23 protein-coding genes and 1 pseudogene are annotated in these 26728 nt (G+C 66.2%); 11 read left to right on the forward strand and 13 right to left on the reverse strand.

The window, feature by feature from the left end; genetic code table 11:
- The coding region (locus tag A5645_RS29000) for a hypothetical protein (protein ID WP_216638285.1) at positions 1 to 370 on the forward strand (370 nt) is incomplete at its 5' end.
- Positions 371 to 372: 2 nt separating this feature from the next.
- Positions 373 to 1065: a hypothetical protein gene (locus A5645_RS27465; RefSeq protein ID WP_155767790.1), complete on the forward strand. Its 693-nt coding sequence runs from the start codon at positions 373 to 375 to the stop codon at positions 1063 to 1065.
- 25 nt (positions 1066 to 1090) lie between these two features.
- Here the strand turns inward: A5645_RS27465 and A5645_RS28445 are convergent, their stop codons facing one another.
- Entirely contained in the window at positions 1091 to 1732 is a 642-nt protein-coding gene (locus A5645_RS28445; RefSeq protein WP_231123210.1) for a hypothetical protein, read from the reverse strand.
- 105 nt (positions 1733 to 1837) lie between these two features.
- Here A5645_RS28445 and A5645_RS00850 point away from each other — a divergent pair, with 105 nt between their 5' ends.
- The 4 genes from A5645_RS00850 to A5645_RS00865 all read left to right on the forward strand — a co-directional run bounded on the left by A5645_RS00850 (position 1838) and on the right by A5645_RS00865 (position 5282).
- Positions 1838 to 2119, forward strand: a complete 282-nt coding sequence (locus A5645_RS00850) for a hypothetical protein (RefSeq protein WP_065036593.1) — start codon at positions 1838 to 1840, stop codon at positions 2117 to 2119.
- A 90-nt stretch (positions 2120 to 2209) separates the two neighbouring features.
- Complete coding sequence (locus A5645_RS00855) at positions 2210 to 3349, forward strand: hypothetical protein (protein WP_065128163.1); 1140 nt, start codon at positions 2210 to 2212, stop codon at positions 3347 to 3349.
- Complete coding sequence (locus A5645_RS00860; RefSeq protein ID WP_065128164.1) at positions 3346 to 4128, forward strand: SDR family oxidoreductase; 783 nt, start codon at positions 3346 to 3348, stop codon at positions 4126 to 4128. Before A5645_RS00855 ends, A5645_RS00860 begins: the two co-directional genes overlap by 4 nt.
- The gene (locus A5645_RS00865) at positions 4128 to 5282 is read left to right on the forward strand and encodes a sulfotransferase family protein (protein ID WP_065128165.1); all 1155 of its coding nucleotides are present in this window, start codon (positions 4128 to 4130) and stop codon (positions 5280 to 5282) included. Before A5645_RS00860 ends, A5645_RS00865 begins: the two co-directional genes overlap by 1 nt.
- 92 nt (positions 5283 to 5374) lie before the next feature.
- On the opposite strand, the gene A5645_RS00870 is transcribed toward A5645_RS00865, so the two are convergent.
- Positions 5375 to 5824: a hypothetical protein gene (locus A5645_RS00870; protein WP_065036597.1), complete on the reverse strand. Its 450-nt coding sequence runs from the start codon at positions 5822 to 5824 to the stop codon at positions 5375 to 5377.
- An 11-nt stretch (positions 5825 to 5835) separates the two neighbouring features.
- Entirely contained in the window at positions 5836 to 7002 is a 1167-nt protein-coding gene (locus A5645_RS00875; protein ID WP_065036598.1) for a 3-ketosteroid-9-alpha-monooxygenase, oxygenase component, read from the reverse strand.
- 127 nt (positions 7003 to 7129) lie between these two features.
- On the opposite strand from A5645_RS00875, the gene A5645_RS00880 reads away from it, so the two are divergent.
- The gene (locus tag A5645_RS00880) at positions 7130 to 7663 is read left to right on the forward strand and encodes a gamma carbonic anhydrase family protein (RefSeq protein ID WP_065036599.1); all 534 of its coding nucleotides are present in this window, start codon (positions 7130 to 7132) and stop codon (positions 7661 to 7663) included.
- A gap of 5 nt (positions 7664 to 7668) precedes the next feature.
- Here the strand turns inward: A5645_RS00880 and A5645_RS00885 are convergent, their stop codons facing one another.
- Genes A5645_RS00885 through A5645_RS00905 form a run of 5 tightly spaced genes read right to left on the reverse strand, consistent with a single transcriptional unit; the run spans position 7669 to position 12219 of the window.
- Positions 7669 to 8085 (reverse strand): nuclear transport factor 2 family protein, encoded by a 417-nt coding sequence (locus tag A5645_RS00885; protein ID WP_065036600.1) that lies wholly within the window; start codon positions 8083 to 8085, stop codon positions 7669 to 7671.
- Entirely contained in the window at positions 8082 to 8963 is an 882-nt protein-coding gene (locus tag A5645_RS00890; RefSeq protein ID WP_065128166.1) for a TIGR03619 family F420-dependent LLM class oxidoreductase, read from the reverse strand. Before A5645_RS00890 ends, A5645_RS00885 begins: the two co-directional genes overlap by 4 nt.
- Positions 8963 to 10153 carry a thiolase family protein gene (locus A5645_RS00895; RefSeq protein WP_065128167.1) on the reverse strand — a complete coding sequence of 397 codons (1191 nt, stop codon included), beginning with the start codon at positions 10151 to 10153 and terminating at the stop codon, positions 8963 to 8965. Before A5645_RS00895 ends, A5645_RS00890 begins: the two co-directional genes overlap by 1 nt.
- The gene (locus tag A5645_RS00900; protein ID WP_065128168.1) at positions 10153 to 11214 is read right to left on the reverse strand and encodes a thiolase family protein; all 1062 of its coding nucleotides are present in this window, start codon (positions 11212 to 11214) and stop codon (positions 10153 to 10155) included. The genes A5645_RS00895 and A5645_RS00900 overlap by 1 nt, the downstream gene beginning before the upstream one ends.
- Before the next feature lie 15 nt (positions 11215 to 11229).
- Positions 11230 to 12219 carry a Zn-ribbon domain-containing OB-fold protein gene (locus tag A5645_RS00905; RefSeq protein ID WP_065128169.1) on the reverse strand — a complete coding sequence of 330 codons (990 nt, stop codon included), beginning with the start codon at positions 12217 to 12219 and terminating at the stop codon, positions 11230 to 11232.
- A gap of 61 nt (positions 12220 to 12280) precedes the next feature.
- Between A5645_RS00905 and A5645_RS00910 the strand changes: the two genes are divergently transcribed.
- Positions 12281 to 13312, forward strand: a complete 1032-nt coding sequence (locus A5645_RS00910) for an LLM class F420-dependent oxidoreductase (protein WP_065036605.1) — start codon at positions 12281 to 12283, stop codon at positions 13310 to 13312.
- 56 nt (positions 13313 to 13368) lie between these two features.
- Here A5645_RS00910 and A5645_RS00915 read toward each other — a convergent pair whose 3' ends face one another.
- Positions 13369 to 14079, reverse strand: a complete 711-nt coding sequence (locus A5645_RS00915; RefSeq protein WP_065128170.1) for an acetoacetate decarboxylase family protein — start codon at positions 14077 to 14079, stop codon at positions 13369 to 13371.
- Positions 14080 to 14124: 45 nt separating this feature from the next.
- On the opposite strand from A5645_RS00915, the gene A5645_RS00920 reads away from it, so the two are divergent.
- Positions 14125 to 15333, forward strand: coding sequence for a cytochrome P450 (locus tag A5645_RS00920; protein WP_065128171.1), 1209 nt, complete (start codon positions 14125 to 14127; stop codon positions 15331 to 15333).
- A gap of 84 nt (positions 15334 to 15417) precedes the next feature.
- On the opposite strand, the gene A5645_RS00925 is transcribed toward A5645_RS00920, so the two are convergent.
- Complete coding sequence (locus A5645_RS00925; protein WP_036363925.1) at positions 15418 to 16236, reverse strand: crotonase/enoyl-CoA hydratase family protein; 819 nt, start codon at positions 16234 to 16236, stop codon at positions 15418 to 15420.
- A 64-nt stretch (positions 16237 to 16300) separates the two neighbouring features.
- Here A5645_RS00925 and A5645_RS00930 point away from each other — a divergent pair, with 64 nt between their 5' ends.
- The gene (locus tag A5645_RS00930; protein WP_065036608.1) at positions 16301 to 17953 is read left to right on the forward strand and encodes an acyl-CoA synthetase; all 1653 of its coding nucleotides are present in this window, start codon (positions 16301 to 16303) and stop codon (positions 17951 to 17953) included.
- 191 nt (positions 17954 to 18144) lie between these two features.
- A complete protein-coding gene (locus A5645_RS00935; RefSeq protein WP_065128172.1) occupies positions 18145 to 18825 on the forward strand; it encodes a class I SAM-dependent methyltransferase in 681 nt (226 codons plus the stop codon).
- Between the two features lies 1 nt (position 18826).
- On the opposite strand, the gene A5645_RS00940 is transcribed toward A5645_RS00935, so the two are convergent.
- The 3 genes and pseudogenes from A5645_RS00940 to A5645_RS29005 form a co-directional block, all read right to left on the reverse strand.
- A complete protein-coding gene (locus A5645_RS00940; RefSeq protein ID WP_065128173.1) occupies positions 18827 to 20515 on the reverse strand; it encodes a glycosyltransferase in 1689 nt (562 codons plus the stop codon).
- A gap of 17 nt (positions 20516 to 20532) precedes the next feature.
- The gene (locus tag A5645_RS00945) at positions 20533 to 22950 is read right to left on the reverse strand and encodes a glycosyltransferase (protein ID WP_065128174.1); all 2418 of its coding nucleotides are present in this window, start codon (positions 22948 to 22950) and stop codon (positions 20533 to 20535) included.
- A 142-nt stretch (positions 22951 to 23092) separates the two neighbouring features.
- A pseudogene (locus tag A5645_RS29005) lies at positions 23093 to 25897 on the reverse strand (hypothetical protein); the annotation flags it as partial.
- Between the last annotated feature and the right edge of the window lie 831 nt (positions 25898 to 26728).

Raw genomic sequence — 26728 nt, forward strand, 5'->3', positions numbered from 1 at the left:
GGACCCGCGCCCGGCACCGGCGGTGGTCCCGGTGGTGGTGGTCCCGGCGGTGGCGGCCACGGCGGCGGTGGTCCTGGCGGCGGTGGTCCCGCGCCTCAGGCTGGTGGCGGCGGGCACGGCCCCGGTGGCGGTGGCCCCGGTGGCGGTGGCCCCGGCGGTGGTGGCCCCGGCGGCGGTGGCCACGGTGGTGGACCCGCACCGCAGGCCGGTGGCGGCGGCAACGGTCCCGGTGGCGGTGGTCCCGGCGGCGGTGGTCCTGGCGGTCGCGGCGGTGGACCGGCAACCTCACCCGGCCAAGGTGGCCACGGCGGGCCTGGACCGCAAGGACGCAGTCCCAAGCCTCCGGCGACCGAGTTGCGTGGCGGCCTAGGTGTGGCGGGCGGCCCGAAGGCCGGCGTCAACGGCAGCCTGCGCGGCCCGGGGGTCAATGTTCGCGGGGCATTCCGTGGAACGGGCGCCCCGGCTGTGGACTTCCGGGGACCGTTCCGCGGACTGGGTGGGCCTCGCGCCGACTTCCGTGGCGGAGTCCGCCTGGGCGGCATGGCGGCCGGCAACTTCCGGGCACCCTTCCGAGGGCTGGGGGCGCCACCATTCGGGCGCTGGTGGGGCCCACGCGGTGATTTGGGCATCAACCTGCGCGGACCCTTCGGGGTGGGCGCCAACCTCAATTGGCGCTCCGGCTGGCGGGGCGGCCCGGCTTGGCACTTCCGCGGCGATTTCCGCGGGCCGTGGGCACCGGTAGGGGATCGGCTCTGGGACGTCGCTTTCCGTCGGCCGGGTCTGCACCTGCTAGCGCCGCCGTGGCATGGCGGTCCGGCACCGTGGGGCCTAGGACGCGCGCCGTGGGGCTGGGGGGCTCCACCACCGCCTCCGCTGGGCTGGGGTAATCCGCTCAGGGCCGCCTTGGCTCCATACGGGGGCTGGGGACCGTGGCCGCCACCGGCGGGCTGGGTAGCGCCCACCCTCAACTACCTGGGGTATTCCGTGCTGCCGGTGTGGGATCCGTACTACCAGGGCTGGGGATTCTGGTTGTACGGCATTTGGGTTCCGCTGCAGCCCTACTGACAGTCCTTACTGAGCCCCGGGGACGTCACCAGCCGATACCGAGCTGTTGGCAGGTGGCCAGCGTCCCCCCGTAGGCCACGATGCTGTCGGTCCAGGCGGCCTCGTCATATTGCGTGCCGGGGCCGGGGCGAACACTCGCGACGAACAATTGCATGTCGTCGATGTAGCGCTGCAGCGCCCGGGTCGACAAGCGCGGTGGGCTCGAATGCCCGTCGAGTGCCTGCTGGGTGCGGCGCGCCCAATCCTGCGTGTCGGTGACGAACTTCGGCAGCGCGGCATCACGTTCCGGGGAGCCCGCTTCGCCGGTGGCCAGGAACGCATTGCTGCGGTCGTCGTTCTCCTTCATCAGCGGCCCGATCGCCTGGCAGAGCGCCTTGTCCGCGTCCGCCACCGAGGGCGGCTTCGGTGGGCCAGGCGGTTGCTCGGGTTCGCTGAAGAGCGAGATCAATGAAAGCACCAGCGCCACCGTCGCCAACACCACCGCCGCTATCACGCCGACGGTCGTCCGGGAAGGGCGCTGGCGTTGCAGCGGCGCGGGAGTGAAGTCGGGCGGTCCCGGCGCCGGCACGGGCGGTCCCGCTTCGCGCGAAAATCGGCCGGTCTGCGGCGGAGGGCGGAATCCACCCGTCCGCCGAGCTGGATCGAAATCTCCACCTTGAGTGCTCATGTAAGTCGAGCGTAGTCCGGCCCCGCGCGCCCCCGTCAGGCCTCGCGCGTCGGGCGGCGGCGCGCGTAGCCTCGAAATACAAGCACCCGGATAGGAGGAGCGGCCATGAGCAAAGGTCTGGTGGTCGGCGGTTTGTTGGGCGCCGTCGTCTCGGCAATGATCGCTATGCCGGTGGCAACCGCGGATCCACAGCAGTGCAACACCACCTTCGGTCAGACGGCGTCCGAACAAGTCCAGGGCTATCTGGACCGTCATCCGGACGTGAAGGCGGAGATCACCGCTCGGTCGCAGGCGTCGGGTTCGGGTACCAACCTGGTTGACTACCTCAACCGGCACCCGGACGTTCGGCAGGCGCTGGTCACGCTGGCCAACCAGTGCACCTCATGAGGTGATCGGGCTTCGTGCAAAAGCATCGCTGCGACGCGGGAAAATGTTCGCGGTTGACTCAAAATAGGAACACGTTCTAGCGTCAAAGCCGTGCCCGATCCCCACTTCTCAGACGTACTGACCGAAGCCATCGCGGAAGCCGAGAAACTGGTGGCTGCCGCGCCGCATATCGAGACCGAAGCCGACCTCCTCGAAGGCCTGCAATACCTGGCCGGATGCGTCGCCGGGTGCATGCATCTGGCGTTCGACTACGAGCGCGACCACCCGTTCCTGCAGTCCGGCACGGGGCCGTTCACCAAGATGGGGTTGGACAACCCCGACACCCTCTACTTCGGCACCCGGGTGCACCCCGACCACGACTATGTGGTCAGGGGCGTCCGGGGCACCACCACCGATCTGAGCTTTCAGCTGCTCGGCGGGGAATACACCGACGACAACGTCCCGGCCAGCCAGGCCGCGTTCGACGACCGCGAACTCGACATCGCCCCCGACGGGAGCTTCGAGTGGCGGGTGCGACCGACCAGTCCTGGTCAGTTGGTGATTCGGGAGGTGTACGGCGATTGGGGTGCCCGGCGGGGCACATTAACCATCGAACGGTTGGACACCGCAGGCACCGCGCCGCCCCCGCTGACTCGTCAGGCTATCGAAAAGCGTTACGCGACAGCGGGGAAGCAGCTGGTGAACCGGGTGAAGACCTGGCTGCAGTTCCCGCAGTGGTTCTACCTCAACATCCCGGTCAACACGATGGTGCCGCCCCGACTCACGCCGGGCGGGCTGGCGACCCAGTACTCGTCCGTCGGTCACTTCGAGTTGCGCCCCGATCAGGCCCTGGTGATCACGGTGCCGGTGAGCGACGCCCCTTACCTCGGCTTCCAGCTGGGCAGCATGTGGTACATCTCGATGGATTACATCAACCACCAAACATCGCTGAACAACACTCAGGCACAAGCGGATCCGGACGGCAAGGTTCGCATTGTGGTCAGTGACCAGAACCCCGGCGTCACCAACTGGGTGGAGACGCTCGCGCATCGTCGGGGTTACCTGCAGTTCCGTTGGCAGCGGGTATCGCGGGAGCTCACCGAGGCGGACGGTCCCACGGTGGAGCTGGTGGACCTCGACGCCGTGCCGGCCGCGTTGCCCTATTTCGAGCACAACAAGATCTCCGAGGATGACTGGCGGGCGCGAATTGCGCTGCGTCAGCAGCAAATTGCGGCAAGGATGCTGGGATGACGAATCTGCTCGACGGCAAGGTAGTGGTGATTAGTGGTGTGGGCCCGGGGCTGGGCACCACGCTGGCGCGCCGTTGTGCGCTCGAGGGCGCCGATCTGGTGCTCGCGGCCCGCAGCGTGGACCGTCTCGACGATGTGGCCAAGCAGGTCGTCGACCTTGGCCGCAAGGCAGTGGCGGTGCGTACGGACATCACCGATGACGATCAGGTTCAGAATCTGGTGGACGCAACCCAGCAGGCCTACGGCAAAGCGGATGTGCTGATCAACAACGCTTTTCGCGTTCCCTCGATGAAACCGTTGGCGGGCACCACGTTCCAGCACATTCGGGATGCGATCGAGTTGAGTGCGCTGGGCGCCCTGCGCCTGATCCAGGGCTTCACTCCGGCGCTGGCCGAGGCGAAAGGTTCCGTCGTCAACGTCAACTCCATGGTGATTCGGCACTCGCAGGCCAAGTACGGGGCCTACAAGATGGCCAAGTCCGCGTTGCTGTCGATGTCGCAGTCGTTGGCCACCGAACTGGGGGAGCAGGGGATCCGGGTCAATTCCGTTGCACCCGGCTATATCTGGGGTGACACGTTGCAGGGTTACTTCAACCACCAGGCGGGTAAGTACGGCACCACCGCCGAACAAATCTACCAGGCCACCGCCGCCAATTCCGACCTCAAGCGCTTACCCACCGAGGATGAGGTGGCGTCGGCCATCCTGTTCATGGCCAGCGATTTGTCCAGTGGTATCACCGGGCAGACGCTGGACGTCAATTGCGGGGAGTACCACAACTGATGACCGATCTTGCTGGCCGGACCGATATCGGCACTGTCGACGATCTGCACGCGTCGGCGACCAAGCTGACCGGGCTGGACGATTTCGGACCCGACGACGACAACTACCGCGAAGCGCTGGCCGTGCTGCTTGACGCGTACAAGCGCGAGGCCGGCCTGACGGTGTTGGGCAGCAAGATGAATCGGTTTTTCCTGCGCGGTGCGCTGGTGGCCCGGCTGCTGTCCCAGTCCGCCTGGAAGCAATACCCGGCGTATGCCGAAGTCCCGATCGAGCAACCGATCTTCGTGACGGGGTTGCCGAGGACCGGGACCACGGCGTTGCACCGGCTGCTGGGGGCCGACCCGGCGCATCAGGGTCTGCACCTGTGGCTGGCCGAGTTTCCGCAACCGCGTCCGCCGCGCGAAACATGGGATTCGAATCCTTGGTATCGCCAGCTGGATGCGCAGTTCACCCAGCATCACGAAAAGAACCCGGACTACACCGGGTTGCATTTCATGGCCGCCTACGAGTTGGAGGAGTGCTGGCAGCTGCTGCGGCAGTCGCTGCATTCGGTGTCATACGAGACGCTGGCGCACATCCCCAGCTACGCCCAATGGTTGGCGCAGCAGGACTGGACACCGTCCTACCAACGGCACCGCCGCAATCTTCAACTCATCGGCCTCAACGACGCTGACAAGAGATGGGTGCTGAAGAACCCGAGTCACCTGTTCGCGCTGGACGCGCTGATGGCGACTTACCCCGACGCGCTGGTGATTCAGACCCACCGGCCGGTGGAGACGATCATGGCCTCCATGTGCTCGTTGGCTCAGCACACGGCCGAAGAGTGGTCGACGACGTTCCACGGAGCCCAGATCGGTGCCGACGCCATGGAAACCTGGTCGCGAGGCCTGGAGCGATTCAATACCGCTCGGGCCAAATACAATCCGGCCCAGTTCTGCGATGTCGACTACAAGCAACTGATCGCCGATCCACTGGGCACCGTCGCCGAGGTGTACCGCCATTTCGGGCTGACGCTGACCGACGAGGCGCGAAAAGCCATGGAAGACAGCCACGCGGAGAGCCAGACCGGACCCAGGGCTCCTAAGCACAAGTATTCGCTGGCTGACTACGGGCTGACTCCGGAGGCGGTCAAGGAGCGCTTCGCCGGGCTGTGAGTGGGGGCCTAGGTCCCAGGGGCATGTGAGGCTGCGCCCGCCTTGCAGCGACAATGTCGTTGCTTGACGCCAGGATTGGTGGACGGCCGTGCTCAGTCGTCCGTGTCGTCGTGCTCGAGGACACCTTCGGCCACCGCGTGTTCGATGCTGTCGGCCAGCCGCGGACAGGCGCGGGTGCGTGCGGGGTCGCCGCCGCCGGCCCGTACTTCGGCGAAGTGCGCGCAACGCTGGGAAGCATCGCTACTCCATTGCACTGCAGTGTGTCCCGGCCCGAGCCGGCGCACCGTCACCGTGACGTGACAGAACCGGCAATCCACCGGTTGCAGGCCGATGCTCAGGTAGCGCTCCCGGTCTGCTCTGCTGGCCTCGGCGACCTCGGCCGCACGCCGCGGATCGTTGCTGAAATCCCGTGATTTCGACCAAGTTCCGGAACCCGGGCGTTGCGTGCGCGGCTCATCGTGATCGTGGTGATCACCGTGCAGCAACAGCATCGACCGCGCCAGCCGGTCGACGTCGGGAACGTCCGGTCGGTCCTCAGACATGGTGACTGGCGTTACTGAGCCGGCACTTCGTCCGAAAGCGGCTCTTCGGCATCGCGGGCCTTGAGATTCTCGGCGACCTCTTTGTTCCAGAACTCGTTCGCCCGGGTGGTGTCCACCTCGATCTCGAAGCGCTCCACCATTTCCGGCTGGATGTCGGCCACGTCGACATAGAACTGCTGATACCAGCGGCGCAGCTGGTAAACGGCTCCGTCCTCCTCGACCAGGAGCGGGTTGTCGATCCTGGTCTTGTGCTTCCAGATCTCGACGTCCTGCAGGAAGCCCTTGCTGACCCCGTCGGTGAACACGCGGGACAGCTTTTCGGTCATCTTTTCGTCCATGCCCTTGGGCTTTTCGACGATGACACCCCACTGCAGCACGAAGGAGTTCTGGGTGACCGGGTAGTGGCAGTTGATCAGGATCGACTCGGCCTTGTAGTCGCCGTATTTGTTGTGCAGCCAGTTGATCATGAACGACGGCCCGAAGTACGAGGCCTCCGAATCCAGATGCGCCTCACCGTAAGAGGTGCCGAGATCGTTGACATCGGGCCGGCCGACGTTGTGCAGGTACTGCGAGGCGATGTGACCCTCGAAGACGTTCTTGAAGTACGTCGGCAAACCGAAATGGATGTAGAAGAAATGCGCCATGTCAGTGACGTTGTCGATGATGTCGCGGCAGTTGGATCCCTCGATGAGGATGCTGTTCCACCGCCAGTCGGTCCACTCGTCGCTGCTGGCTTCGGCGAGCTCCGGTATACGCACCGCGGGGTCGGGTGGGTTGCCCTCGTGGTCGTGCCAGACAAACAGCAGGCCGCTGCGTACGTCGGTGGTCCACGAGCGGGTACGCGCCGTCTTCGGTGTGCGTTTGGCGTACGGCACCAGCTTGCAGCGGCCGTCACCGCCCCAGCGCCAGTCGTGGAACGGGCAAGCGACCTCGTCGCCCTTGATGGTGCCTTCTGACAGGTCGCCGCCCATGTGCCGGCAGTAACCGTCGAGCACCTTCAGATCGCCGTGCGAGTCGGCGAAAATCACCAACTTGGTGCCGAACGCATTGACCGAGTGCGGCTTGCCGTCCCGAAAGTCCTGTGCGACGCCCAGGCAGTGCCAGCCTCGGGCATACCTGGTCGGCAAGGCGCCGGGGTCGATCTCCCGGACACCGACGCCGCTTGTGTCGGTACTCACCCTGGTCACCTCCAGATTGCGGGCTGATTATTAGAACACGTTACAGTTTTGTGCCGGGAGTCCGCAACGACGGTCGAGTGTGGCTGTGTTAGCCAGCAGCGTATGCGCTTTGCGGTATATGTAATTGATGCCGCTGTATTCCTTCGAGGGTCGTTCACCAAAAGTCGACCCCACCGCCTTCGTGGCGCCGACCGCAACCCTAATCGGCGACGTCACCGTCGAGGCGGGGGCGTCGGTCTGGTACAACGCCGTCCTGCGCGGCGACTACGCACCGGTGGTGATCCGGGAAGGTGCCAACGTGCAGGACGGCTCGGTGTTGCACGCGCCGCCGGGGATCCCCGTCGATATCGGACCGGGAGCCACGGTGGCGCACCTGTGCTGCATCCACGGTGCACACGTCGGCAAGGAGGCGCTGATCGCCAATCACGCCACCGTGCTGGACGGCGCCGTGATCGGTGCCCGCTGCATGGTGGCGGCGGGCGCGCTGGTCACCGGCGGCACACAGATCCCGGCCGGAATGCTCGTGACCGGTGCGCCGGCCAAGGTGAAGGGCCCGATCGAAGGGACCGGCGCCGAGATGTGGGTCAACGTCAATCCGCAGGCCTATCGCGACCTGGCCCAGCGGCATTTGGCCGGAGTGGAGCCGGTCGAGAGCGAATAAGGCGGCTACGGCTCGATCTTCTTGGTGCTGGCCGCCGCGCGTTCCATCTCCCAGTAGGCGCGCAACGCCACCAATTGGCCCTCGTCGTTGGCCTTGTAGGTGAAGACGCCCTCGGCGGTGACCTGGTAACCGCCGGTGGAGATCAGGATGTGCCCGACGTTGGCTTCCTCGTTCCCGCACTGGTAGGTGTCCCGGAAGACGAACTCGATCTTGTCCGTGGGGGCGATGGCCAGGTCCCAGAAGGCCGAGATCGCGTCGCGTCCGCGGTGTCCTTTGCCCTCGGGGTCGAAAGCAGAAGGGCCGATGGGGTCTTCGACGATGGCGTCGTTGGCGAACACCGCCAACCAGGCGTCCTTATCGCGGGCGGCGACCGCTTCGCGGGAGCGGCGCCCGGCCTCGTGGGCCGGGTGAGGATGACTCACTGGTCCTGCCAGCCCGAGTGGATGTAGGTCTCGGCGAAGCGCTTCAGTGAGTCCTGTTTCTTGTCCAGTGGGGCATCAAAATTCAACCCATCGAAGACCCACGGAATGGTGATGTAGTCGGTGACGCCGATCTGCACGAGCTCACGATGTCCGTCCACTCCGAACTTGTCCATGCATACGGCCTGGTACTCGAACGGGTCATCCGCACGGTCGTTTTCGGCAAGCAGCGACTTGAGCTTGCTGATGGTTTCATCCAGCTGCGCGTGCGTCATCATCGCGCTGGTCCACCCGTCGCCGACCCGGACGGCACGCTTGAGCGCCACGTCGGTGTGACCGCCGACGTAGAACGGTACCGGCTCGCTAGGGGCGGGGCTCATCTGGAGGCGGTCGAAATCGTAGAACTCGCCGTGGAATTCGACCATGCCGCCGGCCAGCACCAGCTTGATCACGTCGATCATCTCGTCGACACGCTTGCCGCGGCGCGCGTAGGGCACGCCGCACCACTCGAATTCCTCGGGTGCCCAGCCGATTCCGACGCCGAAGCCGAAGCGGTTGTTGGTCAGGTTGGCCACCGAACCGACCTGGCGGGCCAGCAGCAACGGGTTTCGGGATCCGAGCTTCATCACGTTGGTGTAGAACCGCAGCTTGGAGGTGACTGCGCCCATGGTGCCGGCCAGGATCAGCGGATCGACCCAGGGACTGTTCTCGTCGAACATCCGCTTCCCGTCGGCGGTGTACGGGTAGTCGACGGACTGCTTTTCGAAGTAGAAGATCGAATCCGGCAGGGCGATCGAGTCGAACCCGACTTCCTCGGCGGTCTTGGCCAGTTCGACCAGCTGATCGACGGGGCTGAACGCGATGCTGAGGGTGTATTTCATCATGCGGTTTGGCTCGGCTTGTCACGTCCGACCACCCACATCGAGTAGTACTGCGAGCCCCCGCCGTAGGCGTGTCCAAGCGCCTTGCGCACGTTGGGCACCTGGTGGTCGCCACCCTTGTTCATCACCTGAATTGCGGCCTCGGCGAAGCGAATCAGGCCGGAAGCGCCGATCGGGTTCGACGACAGCACCCCGCCGGACGGGTTGACCGGTAGCCGGCCGCCGATTGCGGTCTCACCGGCCTCGGTCAGCTTCCAGCCTTCGCCCTCGGGGGCGAATCCGAGGCTTTCCAACCACATCGGCTCAAACCACGAGAACGGCACATAGATCTCGGCGGCGTCGATCTCGTCGATGGGACTGGTGATGCCGGCGGCCTTCCACAGCGCGGCGGCCGCGTCCCGGCTGGCCTGCGGGCTGACCTGATCGCGCCCGGAGAACTGCAGGGGCTCGGTGCGCAGCGCGGTGGCGTGGATCCAGGCCACCGGATGTCCTTCCGCCAGACGGGCATCGGCGATCTGCTCGTTGCCGATCACCACCGCGCAGGCACCGTCGGACGACGGGCAGGTCTCGTCGAAGCGGATCGGGTCCCAGAGCATGGGGGATTGCATCACCTTGTCGACGGTGATGTCGGGCTGGTGCAGGTGCGCCAACGGGTTACGGGCACCGTTGAGCCGGTCCTTGACCGCGACCATCGCGCCGATATGCGTGGGCGCGCCGGACCGCCGGATGTAGGACCGAACGTGCGGTGCGAAGTACCCGCCCGCACCCGCGCCGACCGGCTTGATGAACGGAATGGGAATCGACAACGCCCACATGGCATTCGACTCGGACTGCTTCTCCCAGGCCATCGCCAGCACGCGGCGGTGCTTGCCGGATTGGACCAGGCTGGCGGCCACCACGCCGGTGGACCCGCCTACGGAACCGGCGGTGTGCACCCGGATCAGTGGCTTGCCCGTGGCACCGACGGCGTCAGCCATGAACAACTCCGGCATCATGACACCCTCGAAGAAGTCCGGCGCCTTGCCCACCACGACGGCGTCGATGTCGTCAAACGTCGAACCCGAGTCCGCGAGCGCCCGGTCGATCGCCTCGCGCACCAGGCCGTTCATCGAGACGTCCTTGCGCTTGGCGACGTACTTGGTCTGTCCCGTGCCCAATACCGCGGCCAGGTTTGCCCCTGCGCCTGCCATCAGTTCTTCCCTTCCAGGACCGCGACCAGATTCTGTTGCAGCGCCGGGCCGCTGGTGGCATGCGCCAGCGCCCGCTGTGCCGATCCATTCCAGATGTGCTGCGCCGCAAATCCGATGCGCTCCAGACCAGCGACAAACATCGGGTTGGCGGCCAGCGCGCCACCGGAAGGATTGACCTTCGTCGAACCAGACAGTCCGATGGCCTCGGCCAGGATCAAGTGCTGGTGGGTGAAGGGGGCGTGAATCTCGGCGACGTCGATCGCGGTGTCGCCACCGGTGGCGGCCTTCGCCGACGCTGCGGTCGACGGTGACACGGTGAGGTCGCGCGCGCCGATGACGGGCGTTTCGATGCGGTGCTCGATTCCGCTTATCCAAGCGGGATTTTCGCGAAGTTCACGTGCGCGGCCGTCGGCGGCCAGCACGATGGCGGCGGCGCCGTCGGTGATCGGTGCGATGTCGTGGCGTCGTAACGGGTCATTGAAGAACGGGCGATCGAGCAATTCGTCGATGCTCTTGGCGGGCTTCTCGGAGTCGTTGCGTTCGGCATGCGCGAACGAGTCCAGCGCGACCTGCGCCATCTGTTCAGCCGTCCACTTGCCCGAGTCCAGGCCGATGCGGGCCTGTAAACCGGCCAGCGATACCGAATCCGGCCACAACGGCGCGACCGTGTACGGGTCGGTCTGCCGGGACAGAATCTGGCGCAGGATGCCGGCCGATGACTTGCCGAAGCCGTACACCAGCGCGGTGTCGACCTCGCCGGTGAGGATCTTGATGTAAGCCTCGTAGAGGGCCCAGGCCGCGTCCATCTCGACGTGCGACTCGTTGATCGGTGGTACGGCGCCGATCGAGTCGATCGCCGAGATGAAGGAAAAGGCTCGCCCGGCAAGGTAATCGGAGGAGCCCGAGCACCAGAAGCCGATGTCGGCCTTGGTGATGCCCAGCTCTTGGTAAAGCTGGGCAAAGCATGGCATCAGCATTTCGACGCCGTTGGTGGTGCCGTCGGTACGGCGGACATGCGGCGCGTGGGCGAAGCCGACGACCGCGACATTGCGTTCGCTCATTGGTGAGTAAGCCCTTTATAGGTGGTGCTTGTAGGTGTCGTAGTCGGCGTCCGGTTCGCCGGTCGGCCGGAAGTACTCGATGTTGTCGATGCCGAAGCCCCACTCCTCGCGGGGGCGCCATACCGCCTCGACGCGCATGCCCATTCGCACTTCGTGCGCGTCGACGTCGGCAACCAAGTGCAGGAACGGGATATCGGCACCGTCGAGCAGCACATACGCCGCCACGTACGGCGGCTTGATGCGTTGCCCCTGGAACGGGATATTGATGATCGCGAACGTCGTCACGGTGCCCTTGTCCGGCAACTCGACGAATTCGGTAGTGGGCACGCCGGTGGCGGGATCGGCACCGTGCGGCGGGAAATAGACCTTGCCGTTCTCTCCGGTCCGCGCACCGATCAGCCTGCCCTCGGCGATCGCCCGCAGGTAGGCGCTCTCTTCGTGGGAGGCGGTGTGCTGGATTGTCAGGGAGACCGGCGTGATGACCATGGAGACCGGGTCTTGGTCGCTCTCCTGGCCTTCGGGTTCGGCGTCCTCGCCAGGCACGAAATACGCGATGTCGGTGATGGCGCCCACGGTCTCGTCGGCCCAGTGCACATGCACCCGGTCACCGGTCTTGATCGACTCCGGCGATCCGGCGTCGACCGCATGCAGCAGGGGCGTGTCGGCCCCATCGAGCTTGATCAACGCCCAGGCGAACGGCCGGTCCAGCGGTTCGCCGCCGAGCGGTTCGGGCTGCCAGGTCCAGGACACGACCGTGCCGATGCTGGACACCGGTACCATCTCGCCCAGCGGTTCGTAGGTGACCGGGTCGTATTCCGGCGGCGGCACGTGGACTCGGCCATCGGACCCGCGCACTCCCAGAACGCGGCGCCCACGCAGTGCAGTGAAGAACTTCCCTAGCGTGGGACCCACTGAACGGGTGTAGTCGAAGGACAACGTTAACGGTGCGGAGAGAGGCGGCTCAGGGTGATCGATCAGGGCCGGGCCGCTCGAGCTGGCTGTCACGCCTTCGAGTAGAACAGGTTCTAAGAGTGGTTTCAACATCCGCTTCAAGGAGGCGACAATCGTGAAGCTCGGACTGCAACTCGGGTACTGGGGCGCTAAGCCGCCGGAGAACCATGCGGAGCTCGTCGCCGCGGCCGAAGAGGCCGGCTTCGATGCGGTGTTCACCGCCGAGGCGTGGGGTTCGGACGCCTACACGCCGCTGGCCTGGTGGGGATCGTCGACGCAACGGGTGCGGTTGGGCACCTCCGTGGTGCAGTTGTCCGCGCGGACCCCGACGGCGTGTGCGATGGCGGCGCTGACGCTGGATCACCTCAGCGGCGGCCGGCACATCCTCGGACTGGGCGTGTCCGGCCCTCAGGTGGTCGAGGGTTGGTACGGGCAGCGCTTCCCCAAGCCGTTGGCGCGCACCCGCGAATACATCGACATCATTCGTCAGGTCTGGGCCCGCAAGGAGGCGGTGACCAGCGCTGGACCGCACTACCCGCTGCCGCTGAATGGAGAGGGCACAACGGGTTTGGGCAAGGCTCTCAAACCGATCACGCATCCGTTGCGCGCCGACATCCCGATCATGCTGGGCGCCGAGGGGCCCAAGAATGTCGCGCTGGCCGCTGAGATCTGCGATGGCTGGCTGCCCATCTTTTACTCGCCGCGGATGGCGGACACCTACAACGAATGGCTGGACGAGGGGTTTGCCCGGCCGGGCGCGCGGCGCAGCCGCGAGGACTTCGAGGTGTGCGCGACGGCGCAGGTGGTGGTGACCGACGACCGGGCCGGAACGTTCGCCGCCGTCAAGCCGTACCTGGCCCTGTACATGGGTGGCATGGGCGCCGAGGATACGAACTTCCACGCCGACGTCTACCGCCGGATGGGCTACTCCGAGGTGGTCGACGACGTGACGAAGCTGTTCCGATCGAACCGCAAGGACGAAGCCGCGAAGGTCATTCCGGACGAACTGGTCGACGATGCCATGATCGTCGGCGATCTGGACTACGTGCGTAAGCAGATCGTGGCCTGGGAGGCTTCAGGAGTCACCATGATGGTGGTGGGTGCTCGCAGCGTTGAGCAGGTCCGGGACCTGGCCGCACTCACCTGAGGCCACGCTTGCGGGGCCGCTAGAACACGTTCTAGATTGGCCCGATGGGGATGGTCTCAAAGTGCGCGTGCGTCGCCGAAAACCATTTCGACGTTGGCCGCGGACTGGACCATCAGCGCCCGTTTGGGCAGGCCCAGCGTCGCCAGTTCCTTGGCGTAGGGGTGGTCGCCGAGGCGGATCCGGGCGCCACCGAGACGGGTCCGCACGCCCGACGTCTGCATTGTCGAGGTGATCTCCCGGGTGACTCCGTCCAGGTGGGAGTACGTCGTCAGGGACTGCTGGGCAGGCGCCGGATGCGGCAGCCCGCGGCCGAATTCGATCCCGGTGATCAGCCGGCCGTCGGCGCTGACGTCGAAGGCGAATTTGCGGCCTTCCCGAACGTTGAAGTCCGCCATGATCTTTGGGTAGCCCCAGATGGTCCGGCCGGCTTCCAAAGTGAATTCCTGGTCGACCGGCAGCTGATGGATGAAGGTGGCGGCCTTGGCCATCGCCCGGATTCCGCTGGCATGAGTGCCGGGCTTGTTGACCATGAAAGCGGTGCCGTACTCGTGATACTTGCCCAGGTCGCCGTCGATGTAGCGGACCAGCAGCTGCAACAGGATGGCCCGACCGGGCAGGTACTCGAAGACTTCCAGACCGCTGTAATCAATCAGGCGCTGCGCCGCTTTGGCGTCGACCGAGAACATCGCGGAGTGCTGGTCGGCTTTGCGGATGACCACCGGCATGGTGAGGACGGTGCCGGCGATGGTGTGTTGCGAGACAGACATAAGGCTTACTGTAATGGGCTCGAGGCAGAAAACTGGAGGCTGTAGATGACTTCGACGATCCTGAACATCGACTTGGCGGACGGCAATTTCTACGCCGACGGTGTCGCCGCACGCGAGGCGTACCGCTGGATGCGCGCCAATCAGCCGGTGTTCCGGGACCGCAATGGATTGGCCGGCGCGACAACGTATCAGGCGATTCTGGACGCCGAGCGCAACCCCGAGTTGTTCTCCAGCACCGGAGGTATCCGACCGGATCAGCCGGGCATGCCCTACATGATCGACATGGACGACCCCGCGCATCTGGTGCGGCGCAAGCTGGTCAATTCCGGCTTCACCCGGAAGCGGGTGAAGGACAAGGAAGCCTCGATCGGGGAGTTGTGCGACACGTTGATCGATGCGGTGTGTGAACGCGGCGAGTGCGATTTCGTCCGTGACATCGCCGCGCCGCTGCCGATGGCGGTGATCGGCGACATGCTGGGCGTGCTGCCGTCAGACCGCGCCATGCTGCTGAAGTGGTCGGATGATCTGGTGTGCGGGCTGAGTTCGCACATCGACCCCACGTCGGCAGAGTTTCAGACGGTGATGGAGGCTTTTGCCGCCTACACGGCGTTCACCATGGACCTGATCGGCAAGCGCCGCGCCGAGCCCACCGACGACCTGTATTCGATCCTGATCAACGCCGAGGTCGAAGGTCAGCGGATGTCGGACGACGAGATCGTCATGGAGACGCTGCTGATTCTGATCGGTGGTGACGAGACCACCCGGCACACGCTCAGTGGGGGCACCGAGCAGCTGCTACGGCACCGCGATCAATGGTCGGATCTGGTGGGCGATGCCGCGCTGTTACCGGGTGCGATCGAAGAGATGCTGCGCTGGACGTCGCCGGTCAAGAATATGTGCCGGACGCTGACCGCGGACACGGAGTTTCACGGGACGGCATTGAATGCGGGCGAGAAGATCATGCTGCTGTTCGAATCGGCGAACTTCGACGAGTCGGTGTTCGATCAGCCGGAAAAATTCGACATTCGACGAAACCCGAACAGCCATCTGGCGTTTGGGTTCGGCACCCACTTCTGCATGGGCAATCAACTGGCGCGGCTGGAACTGTCGCTGATGACCTCTCGGATTCTGAAGCGCCTGCCCGACCTGCGTCTTGCCGACGAGTCGGCACTGCCGCTGCGGCCGGCCAACTTCGTGTCCGGCCTTGAGTCGATGCCGGTGGTCTTTACCCCGACGGCTCCGATCAACTCGTAGTCGCTGGCCGCGAACCAACGGCGCTGCGAGATTTTGTGCTGAATTTCGCAGCCAGGTTCGGTTCGTGGGCCCTGGCGGCTGCGTTTAGCGGTTTTTGAACTGAGGTTTGCGCTTCTCGGCGAACGCGCGGGGACCTTCCTTGGCGTCCTCGGACAGGAAGACCTGAATACCGATCTGTGTGTCGATCTTGAAGGCCTCGTTCTCGTGCATGCCTTCGGTCTCGCGGATCGTCCGCAGGATTGCCTGGACCGCGAGCGGCCCGTTGTTCTCGATGATCTCAGCGAGCTCGAGCGCCTTGGTGAGCGCCTGGCCGTCCGGGACGACGTGGCCGATGAGCCCCATCTCCTTGGCCTCGGCGGCGGTGATGTGCCGTCCGGTCAGGAGCACGTCGCAGGCGACCGTGTAGGGGATCTGCCGCACCAGTCGGACGGCCGAGCCGCCCATCGGGTACAGGCTCCACTTGGCCTCCGAGACGCCGAACTTGGCGCTCTCGCCCGCGACGCGGATGTCGGTGCCCTGCAGGATCTCGGTGCCGCCCGCGATCGCCGGTCCCTCGACCGCCGCGATGAGGGGTTTGGTCAGCCTGCGGCCCTTGAGAAGGGCGTCGATGCGCGACGGGTCGTAGCTGCCGTCCTTGAAGGAGTCGCCGGGCGGTTTCTTGGTCGCCGTTTTGAGGTCCATGCCGGCACAAAAGTAGCCACCGGCTCCAGTGAGGATGCAGCACCGGATGTCGTCGTCGTTGTCGACGCGGTCCCACGCCTCGACCATGATCTGCATCATTTCGGTGCTCAGAGCGTTGCGAGCGTGTGGGCGGTTCATGGTCACGATGAGGGTGTGGCCGCGCTGCTCGACCAGCGCGTCCTTTTCTGAGGGTCCCGAATCGTTTGCTGGAGACTCTGCCACGGCTGTTGCCTCTTCCTCCGCATGGGGTGTGAGCTTGTCAAGAAATGTAACACGTTCTAATTTGGTGTCCGTGGCATTGAACATTGCTGACCTCGCCGAGCACGCCATCGACGCTGTGCCGGACCGGGTAGCCCTCATCTGCGGTGACGAGCACTTGACCTACGCGCAACTGGAAGAGAAGGCCAACCGCCTCGCGCACTACCTGCTCGAGCAGGGCGTGCAGAAGGACGACAAGGTTGGGCTTTACTGCCGGAACCGCATCGAGATCGTGATCGCGATGCTGGGCATCATCAAGGCGGGCGCGATCCTGGTCAACGTCAACTTCCGCTACGTGGAGGGTGAGCTCCGCTACCTGTTCGACAATTCGGACATGGTCGCGCTGGTGCATGAGCGTCAGTACTCCGACCGCGTCGCGAACGTGCTGCCCGACACCCCCAACGTCAAGACGGTGCTGGTGGTCGAGGACGGGTCGGATAGCGACTTCCAGCGGTACGGGGGAGTGGAGTTCTACTCCGCGATCGCCGACAGCTCGCCCGAGCGCGACTTCGGCGAGCGCAGCGCCGATGCGATTTATCTGCTCTACACGGGCGGGACCACAGGCTTCCCGAAGGGCGTCATGTGGCGCCACGAAGACATCTACCGGGTGCTGTTCGGCGGAACGGACTTCGCGACAGGGGAATTCGTCAAGGACGAGTACGACCTGGCCAAGGCTGCCGCCGCCAACCCGCCGATGATCCGGTACCCGATCCCGCCGATGATCCACGGCGCCACCCAGTCAGCGACCTGGATGTCGCTGTTCTCCGGCCAAACTACGGTGCTGGCACCGGAATTCAATGCCGACGAGGTGTGGCGCACCATTCACAAGCACAAAGTGAACCTGCTGTTCTTCACCGGTGACGCCATGGCGCGGCCGCTGCTGGATGCCTTGCTGGCACATCAGGATGCCGGCAACGAATACGACCTGTCGTCGCTCTTCTTGTTGGCTTCGACTGCCGCGCTGTTCTCGCCGAGCATCAAGGAGAAACTCCTTGAGCTGCTGCCGAATCGAGTAATCACCGACTCGATCGGCTCGTCGGAGACCGGCTTCGGTGGTACCAGCATCGTCGCCAAGGACGCCCCGCACAGTGGTGGTCCGCGGGTGACCATCGACCACCGCACCGTCGTGCTCGACGAGGACGGAAATGAGGTGAAGCCCGGTTCGGGAGTGCGCGGGTTCATCGCCAAGAAGGGCAACATCCCCGTCGGCTACTACAAGGACGAGAAGAAGACGGCCGAGACCTTCAAAACGATCAACGGTGTGCGCTACGCGATTCCGGGTGACTATGCGCTGGTCGAGGAGGACGGGACAGTCACCATGCTCGGTCGCGGCTCGGTATCGATCAACAGCGGCGGGGAGAAGATCTACCCCGAAGAGGTTGAGGCGGCGTTGAAGGGCCATCCCGACGTGTTCGACGCGCTGGTGGTCGGTGTGCCCGATCCTCGCTACGGCCAGCATGTGGCCGCCGTCGTGCAAGCCCGCGAAGGGGTACGGCCCTCGCTGGCAGAGCTGGACAGCTTCGTGCGATCGGAAATCGCGGGATACAAAGTGCCGCGCAGCCTTTGGTTCGTCGACGAGGTGAAGCGTTCACCGGCCGGAAAGCCGGACTACCGCTGGGCGAAGGAGCAGACCGAGGCACGGCCGGCCGACGACGTGCATGCTGCGCACGTGTCCGCTTGATCCCTGATTCGACTCGCCAAATTAGCAAATCACTTACGATTGGTGTGCTGTTGTAGTGAGGGCGGGGTCGGATGGAAAACGAGCGAATCAGGTACACGGCCTGTCCGATCTGCCAGTCGGCCGATATCAGCCTATCCCGCACGACGAACGTCACTGGGCACGCGAGATGGCGAGAACCGTTAGAGCCCTTCATGCGCTGGATGCGATGCGCCGATTGTGATCACTCCTTTACGGAGGGTTACTTCACCGACGCGGCACTGGAAATACTGTTCGTGAATACCGATGATCAGCAAATCGTCGGGGTTGATATCGAATTGCACCGGAGTATCTCCGCGCGGATGGTGAACCACGTCGTCGATGTGACGGGATTGCCCAGCAGCGACCTCTGGGTCGATGTGGGATTCGGCAATGGATCGCTGCTTATGACGGCGAAGGAATTCGGTTTCGATGTGTTTGGCATCGACTTGCGGAAAAAGAATGTCGAGGACATTCAAGCATTCGGGGTGCCCGCACATCACGGCACGTTGCAGTCGGCGATTTCGAGCGTCGGGTTCGCGTCCAAGCCGACGGTCATCAGCATGGCCGATGTCGTTGAGCACCAGCCGTTTCCGCTGGACTCGTTGCGGTTGGCTCGTGAGCTCATCGGGGATGACGGAACTCTGCTCGTCTCGATGCCGAATGCCAGTGCGCCCTTGTGGGATTACTGGAACGCTGCTGATCTGAATCCCTACTGGTACGAGATCGAGCACTATCACAACTTCGGACGTGAACGTTTGTATGCCGTTTTAGAGAAGTCCGGATTCCGGCCAATCCGTTATTTCAACAGTGAGCGTTACCGCTGTTGCATGGAGATTCTCGCTAAAGCCGTATAAGTCAGGTTGAAATGCACAGCACTTCGTCGAGGGTGGCAGTGCGTGGTGCACGGTCGAGGCGGGTGGTGTCAAACATGGCCGGGCCGTGCGCCATGGTGTCGGTGACGAGGTAGCGCCCAGCGTTGAAGGTGCGGCGGACTTCGTGTTCGGGTGCGCAGGCGCCGGTGAGTTTGGTCGCGTCGTTCAAGTTGACGCCGACCTGGAATACGTCGGGTTCAGCCTCGAGCACGGCCGCGAGGCGGGTGAGAAGGCTGTCGGGAGCGAAGAACCGCCAGCCTTCGGCCAGGTGCAGCCAGAACCGTCCGAGGATATGGGCGCGAAGGTCGTTGAGCTCAGCGTGCGGGTGGATGTCGATGAATTCCAGGAATCCATAGCGCTCTTGGAGTTCGATGCGGTCTTGGTCAGACAGGCCGGTGTCAAAGGCTACAAACCCGCTCGCTTGGGGCAGGTCGTTGCAACAGTGCAGAAACGAATTGAGTGTTAGTTCAGTGGTATGGCGGTGGGGTCCGGCGATCAGGCTGACCATGACTTCGCCTTGTGGTTTGGCGAGCAAGGTCTGCACTTTGGCCTCGGGGTAGTGCGACGCCGCCTCGATCATCGTTGGCACACACACGTCCCGGTTCCCGGTAATGCGTTGTCGCTCGTGGTCGGGAACGTCGGGTTGTTCAATCAGCTGTCGACACAGCGTGAACGCCTCTGGCTGTTTTCCGATCCAGGAGGCGCATACCGCCTGCTCGTCTTTTGCACGCCAGGTATAGACGTCGGCGGCGACTGCTATCGCATCCTGTTCAGGAAAGGGGATTTCCACGGCACGCTGGGCAAACAGGTAGCCAAGGCGGTATCGATGGTCTTCGCGATAATGACGACCTACGGCATACAGAGGTTCAGCGCGGGTGGGGCGGAACTCCCATGTCCGCAGGTATGCATCTTGAATTGCTGGCCACGGTTCCCTGAGTCGGGCCATCGACTGTGCGACCCGCCACAGCGCAAAGTAGACCTCTTCATCCCAACCGCCCATCTGTGCCCGCCGCGCATACCACTTACGCGCGTTGTCGAAATCGCTCATGGCGTAATACGTTGCGGCCAGGTAGAACACTGACCGTGAATCCTCCGGATTCCTTTCGACCTCGGCCAACAAGAGATCACGGTCGTTCGGCAGCTTCTGTCCGGCCACGTTGCGGGCCCCGATGTTACGTATGTCGATGTGATACTCGCCGCCCAAGCGCGCAGCGTCGCAGGAGTCGTAATCCCACACAGCGTACTCGTGGGTGACCCCTACCCATTCCACACGCACCCCATCGCGGAATAACCATGGCTGCCAATAGCTGTCGCCGTTCTGGTCTTTGCAGCGAAGCAGGTAGACATCAGCTGTCAGGTGGGTGAGGTCCAGTCCGCCGACGACGGTGTCGTCGGCGTCGATCACCCAGATGTAGTCGCCGTGACCCTGAGCGAGGGCCAGGGCCTCGGTGCGGTTGTGGCCGAAGTTGCGCCATGGCCGCTCGTACAGTTCGCCGGGAATGTTCAACGAGGCCATGTGGTTTCGAATGACATCTTGGGTGCCGTCGTCGGATCCCGTATCTATGACCACCCAGTAGGCGATATGGGGGGCGGCGGCGTCGAGCACTTCGCGCACGATGTGCGTCTCGTTACGCACGATCATGTTCAGGCAGATCGCAGGGTGCTCGCTCACCGAGTCACACGGCCAATTCAGACGTGCGCTTCCAGCGCGTCAGCTTCGATATGACGGCGAAACGTAGCGAAGTCAACCAGATTGAGCAGTTTTCGCTCCCGCTCGTACGCGGTTCCGCTCAATGGAAGCACGGATTCGGGATCTGACTGCTTGGGGGCTTGATAACTGGGTCGGATTACCGTGCAGCCCCAGCCAGCTTCGACGGTAATCACTTCGCACTGCGGGTGCAGGAGACGGAATTCGATAACCGCTTGCCGGACTTCGCTAGTCGGTTCTGTGCCTGCCCCGGGTTCCTCTACGACACGTTGGCGCCAGTCCCCAGGCGGGCAGCTGCCGTCGACGACGAGGGCGCCGTCGAATGACAGCTTGCGCAAACAGCGCTCGATTACTTCGACGTGATGTCTCGGCTCGCGGCGGAGATCGACGAAGATCACGTCGTAACCACCTTCTGGGCGATCTGAGACCAAGAATTCTTTTCCAAGTTCGTATGTTTCGGAGATCTTTGAACCCGCTGCTACGGCTACCAAAATGGGGCCGGGGGCGTCAGTGTTGAGTTCGGCGAAGTAACGGCCACGACCAAGGGCCAGAAGCTCGTTGACGATATCCGCGGCCGAAGTTGCCCAGGGCCGGTTCTGGAAACTGTCTTCGCCTGAAATGGAGAGGACTTCATCGAGGGTGGCAGCGTGTAGTCCTACTGCGGTTGCCCGGTGGCTGAAGTGAATAAGAGGGTCAGGGTCGGTGTCGGAGAAGTCACCGAGGCGGTCGAGACGATTGATGTCGAACATCGCCGGGCCTTGTGCGGTGGTGTTGGTCAACAAATATCGGCCGGCGTCGGGGGTGCGGCGGACAACGTGTTCAGGTGCGCAGGCACTGACGAGATTGGTTGCGTCGGTGAAATTTACCGCGACTTGGAACACGTCCGGTTCGGCATCGAGGACCGCGATTAGGCGGGTGAGGAGGGTGTCGGGGGCGAAGAACCGCCAGCCCTGGGACAGGTGCAGCCAGAACCGTTCGTCAATGCGGGCGCGGATTTGGGCGAGGTGGGCTCCGAGCCTGTCATCGGAGTGGGCGTCGATGAATTCCAAGAATGGGTAGTTATTGCGGAGTTGAGCGCGATCGGCGATGGACAGACCGGTGTCGAGAAGCACGAAGCGATCAATCCGGTTGAAGTCGGTGCAGCAGTGCAGGAACGAGTTCAGGGTTTGTTCGGTGGGCTCTAGTTCGGGGCCGGCGATCAGACTGACAGTGACGTCGGATTGGCCAGAATCCGCGAGTGGACGCGTTAAGGTCTCTACCTGTTCGGCGGGGAAGACAGACATGGCCTCGATCATTGTGGCTACACACACGTCGCGATTGCCCGCACAGCGTTGCCGGTCATCGTCGGACAACTCGGGTAGAGCCAGCATCCGTCGGAACAGCGTGAACGCCTCGGGCTGTCTACCGATCCACGAGGCGCACACCCCCTGCTCGTCCGCCGCGCGCCACGCGTAGATGTCTGCGCGGACAAACAGCCGATCGGCTTCCGGGAACGGGATCTCGGCGGCGGCTCGCGCAAACTGGTAGCCGAGTTGATAGCGCTGCGCCTCCCGGTAGTGCCGCGCAATGGAATACAACGGTTCGGCGCGGGTCGGACGGAATTCCCACGCCCGCAGATACGCGTCCTGGACATCGGGCCACGGCTCACCGAGTGGGACCATCGACTCCGCGACCCGACACAGCGCGAAGTACATCTCTTCGTCCCAATCGCCCATCTCCGCCCGCCGCGCATACCAAGTGCGCGCGTTGGCAAAATCGCCTAAGTCGAAATAACTTTGGGCCAGGTAGAACACGGACCGCGGATTGTCGGGATCGCGCTCGACCTCGGCGAGCAGGATGTCGCGGTCGCGCGCATACTTCTGCGGATCCAGATTGCGGGCACCAAGTCGACGAGATGCGATGTGGTAGTCGCCCTCGATGCGCACATCGACGCAGGAGCCGTAGTCCCACGCGGCGTGCTCGTGCACGACGCCCTCATAGCGCACCGGGAACCCGTCGCGGAACAACTGCGGACGCCAGTAGATGTCGTCGCCACCTCCATGGCGGAGCCAGTAGATATCGGCGGCGCCCAGCTCCGTGAGATCAAGGTTGCCGACCACGGTGTCGTCGGCGTCGATCACCCAGATGTAGTCGCCGTGACCTTGAGCGAGGTTGAGTGCCTCGGTGCGGTTGTGGCCGAAGTTGAGCCACGGCCGCTCGTGCAGTTCGCCGGGAATTCCCAGATTGGCCATATGGTCACGGATCAGGTCCTGGGTCCCGTCCTCCGACCCGGTGTCCACCACTACCCAATAGCTGATGTAGCGGGCTGCAGCTTCCAGTACCTCGTGCACGATGTGCGCTTCGTTACGCACGATCATGTTCAGACAGATCGCCGGGCGCTCGGTCACCGGGTCGGGCACCGGCAAATTTTATCCGCCAAGCGTGCGGCGGATGGGAAATCGGAGTAACTCAGTTGAACGGGCAGTTGTAGCTCGTCTTGCTCTTGACCCGATGAACCTTTCAGCGCTGTCTGGCCGTCAAAACAGTGCACCTGTCCGTAATTCAAGCGGGGCCGCCGGTGCCGCCGGTCCCGCCGGTGCCGCCGTTGCCTCCATTGCCGCCGACGGCACCGACAGGGGCGCTGCCACCGATGCCACCGGTGCCGATAGTGCCGTTGTTGCCGCTGCCGCCGCTTCCGGTGCCGCCGATGCCGCCGATGCCGCCGCCGCCGCCGGTGCCGCCGGCGCCACCGCTCTTGCCCCCTTGACCGGCTCCGCCCTTGCCACCGGTACCGCCCGTGCCGCCATCACCGCCGTCACCGCCGGTGGCGCCCACGCCGCCCCCGGTGGCACCGGCGGCGCCACCGATACCGCCTTCGCCGCCAGTACCGCCCGTCCCGCCGGTGCCACCGATGCGGCCGCCGCCGGCGGTGCTTGAACCTCCGACGCCTCCGGCGCCCCCTGCTCCACCACTGCCGGCGGCCCCGCCGGCGCCAGCAGCGCCTCCGGTGCCTCCTGCGCCGCCAATCCCGCCGGCCCCGCCCTTGCCTCCGGTCCCGCCGGCAAATCCTTGCCCCGCGGTGCTGCCGCTGCCGGCGTTTCCGGTGTTTCCGGTGCCGCCGACGCTGCCGGCACCACCCGCGCCGCCGGTGCCGCCGGTGCCCGCTGCTCCGGTTCCACCAGCGCTGCCGTTGGCGGCGCCGCCCGCACCGGCAGCCCCACCGGCTCCGCCGGTGCCGCCCGCGCCGCCAGTCGTGCCTACGCCGCCGCTGGTGCCGGCCGTGCCGCCCGCGCCGGCCGCGCCGCCTGCGCCCCCGTCCCCGCCGGTGCCCGCAGTGCCGCCGGTACCGCCTGAGCCGCCAGTGCCGCCCGCACCGCCAGTGCCGCCGGCACCTCCCGTGGTACCGGGACTGTTGAAGCCGCCCGCACCACCGGTTGCACCGGTGCCGCCCGCTCCACCGGCGCCTCCGACACCGCCGGTACCAGCGGCGCCAGTGGCGCCACCGCCGGTGAGGCCCGCGGCGCCTGCGGCGCCGCCCGTTCCGCCGATGCCTCCTTGGCCGCCGGTGGTGCCCGGGCTGTTACTGCTGGCAGGGCCACCGCTGCCGCCAGCCCCGGCCGCACCGCCAGCACCTCCGTCCCCGCCTGATCCAGCCGCACCCCCAGCAGCGCCGGTGCCTCCAGCGCCCCCCGTACCTCCGGCGCCGCCAGCACCGCCGGAGGATCCTTGGCTGTTGGACCCACCGACGGCGCCAGTGCGGCCTGCTCCGCCAGTGCCACCGGTCCCGCCCGTGCCGCCGGTGCCGGCCGCGCCTGTCGACCCACCGCCGGAGGAACCGCCAACACCTGCGCTACCGCCCGCTCCGCCAGTGCCTCCGGCGCCGCCGGCTGGGCCGCTGCCAGCTGTGGTGCCACCTGTGCCGCCCGCACCGGCCGCCCCACCGGTGCCGCCGTCGCCGCCTCCGCCGCCGATACCGCCCGTGACGCCGGTGCCGCCGGCGCCGCCGGCACCGCCGGTGCCGCCAGCCCCGCCGGCAAAGCCGGGATTGCCGGTTCCGCCAACCGCGCCGGCGCTGCCCGCGCCGCCGGCCCCGCCGGTTCCGCCAATGCCTCCGGTGCCTCCCGCGGCGGTGGCGCCACCGCCGGCCGCTCCGGAGGCTCCAGCTTGGCCGCCCGCCCCACCGGCACCTCCAGTGCCGCCCGCTCTGCCGATACCAGTGCTACTGCCGCCTGTGCCGCCGGCACCTGCTGCGCCGCCAGCACCTCCGTCACCACCTGCGCCGGCTGCGCCACCAGTAAGGCCAGCGCCGCCGGCTCCACCTGCACCTCCGGTGCCGCCCGCGCCGCCAGCGAAGCCGACAGTGTTGGCGGGTCCGGCGGCGCCGGTGCTGCCCGCCCCGCCTGCTCCGCCCGTTCCGCCGACGCCTCCGGTGCCTGCGGCACCTGTGGCACCGCCGCCCGTCGCACCGGCGGCACCCGCCTTCCCACCAGCTCCGCCAATGCCTCCGGCGCCGCCTGCTTTACCAGTGCCAGTGCTGCCGCCACCGGCGTCGCCACCCGCTCCAGCCGCGCCGCCGGCGCCCCCGTCACCGCCGCCACCGGCCGCGCCGCCGGTAATACCCATGCCGCCTGTGCCGCCTGCGCCGCCCGCGCCGCCCGCGCCGCCGGCAGATCCAGGATTGTTCGCCGCACCGTCCGCACCGGTGCCGCCCGCGCCACCCGCGCCACCGGTTCCGCCGGTTCCGCCGGTTCCCGCGGCGCCGCCGGCGCCGACGCCGGCTTTACCAGCAGCGCCGCCGGCCCCACCTACGCCGCCGGTGCCGCCGATATCTCCGGCTGAGTCGGCGATGCCGCCGGTGCCGCCCCGACCGCCAGCACCCCCGTTGCCGCCGTCGCCGCTGGTCGCTCCGGTACCGCCCAGGCCGGCGGCTCCGCCCGTCCCACCGGCGCCGCCGGATGCCGCGCCACTGCCGCCTTGCCCGCCGGTGCCACCGGTGCCTCGGGCGACAACATGGGTCTGACTAATGGCGTCACCGGTGGCGCCGCCGGTGCCACCAGCTCCGGCGCCGCCGCCGGTGGCGGTGCCGCCGGGTCCGGCACCGGAAGCTCCGGCCCCGCCGGTGCCGCCTGCGCCACCCGCACCTGCGATGCCTCCACTGGTCGTGTTAGCCCCTCCGATGCCACCGGCGCCGCCTGCGCCGCCCGCGCCTCCCGTCAGTCCGAAGCCGTAGCCCAAGCCGCCGGTGCCACCGAGCCCACCTGCGCCACCTGCACCCGCCGCACCGGTGGGGGTGCCTGTGCCGTTGACGCCCCCGGCGCCACCCGCGCCGCCTGCTCCGCCAATGCCGCCCGCGCCTGTTCCGACACCGCCGACACCCAGTTGGCCTCCGACGCCGCCGGTACCGCCCTGCCCGCCAGTTCCGGCAGCGCCGGCCTTGCCGGCTGCGCCGGCGCCTGTGCCCGCGTTGCCGCCGGTGCCACCGGTGCCGCCCGCGCCACCCACACCGCCGGCGCCGCCCACGCCGCTGGAACTAGTGTTCGCCCCGCCCGTGCCGCCCTGGCCGCCCGTTCCACCACTGCCAGCCGTGCCGCCAGCACCATTAAAGCCGCCGGTGCCGGCACTGCCCCCGGCACCGCCACCGCCGCCCGCGCCGCCGGTGCCGCCCGCGCCGCCCGTACCGGTGCCGGCAGCGCTTGCCCCGGTGCCGCCTTGTCCGCCGGTCCCACCGGTGCCTCCGGTACCGCCGGTGCCGGAGGCGGCGGTGCCGCCGGCGCCGGTGCCGCCGGTTCCGGCTGCGCCGCCGGCCCCGCCGGTGCCGCCTTTACCGCCGGCGCCGCCGGCATTACCGAGGGTGGTGGCTGTGACCCCGGTGCCGCCGGTGCCGCCGACCCCGCCCTGACCGCCCTGGCCGCCGACCCCGCCGGCCCCGGACGCCCCGGTGACCGACCCGGTGCCGCCGGCCCCGCCGGTGCCGCCGGTGCCGCCGGCGCCGCCGACCCCACCGGTGAGCCCGCTTTGTCCGGCGGTCGTGGTGCCCGCGGTGACCCCGGTCGCGCCGGTGCCGCCCAGCCCGCCTTGTCCGCCGGTGCCGCCGGCGCCCTGAACACCCGAGGCCGCGGTCCCGCCGGCGCCGGTGCCGCCGGTTCCGGCTGCGCCGCCGGCCCCGCCGGTGCCGCCTTTACCGCCGGCGCCGCCGGC

The sequence above is a fragment of the Mycobacterium asiaticum genome (assembly GCF_001673635.1).
In the GTDB taxonomy this organism is placed as follows: Bacteria; Actinomycetota; Actinomycetes; order Mycobacteriales; family Mycobacteriaceae; genus Mycobacterium; species Mycobacterium asiaticum_C.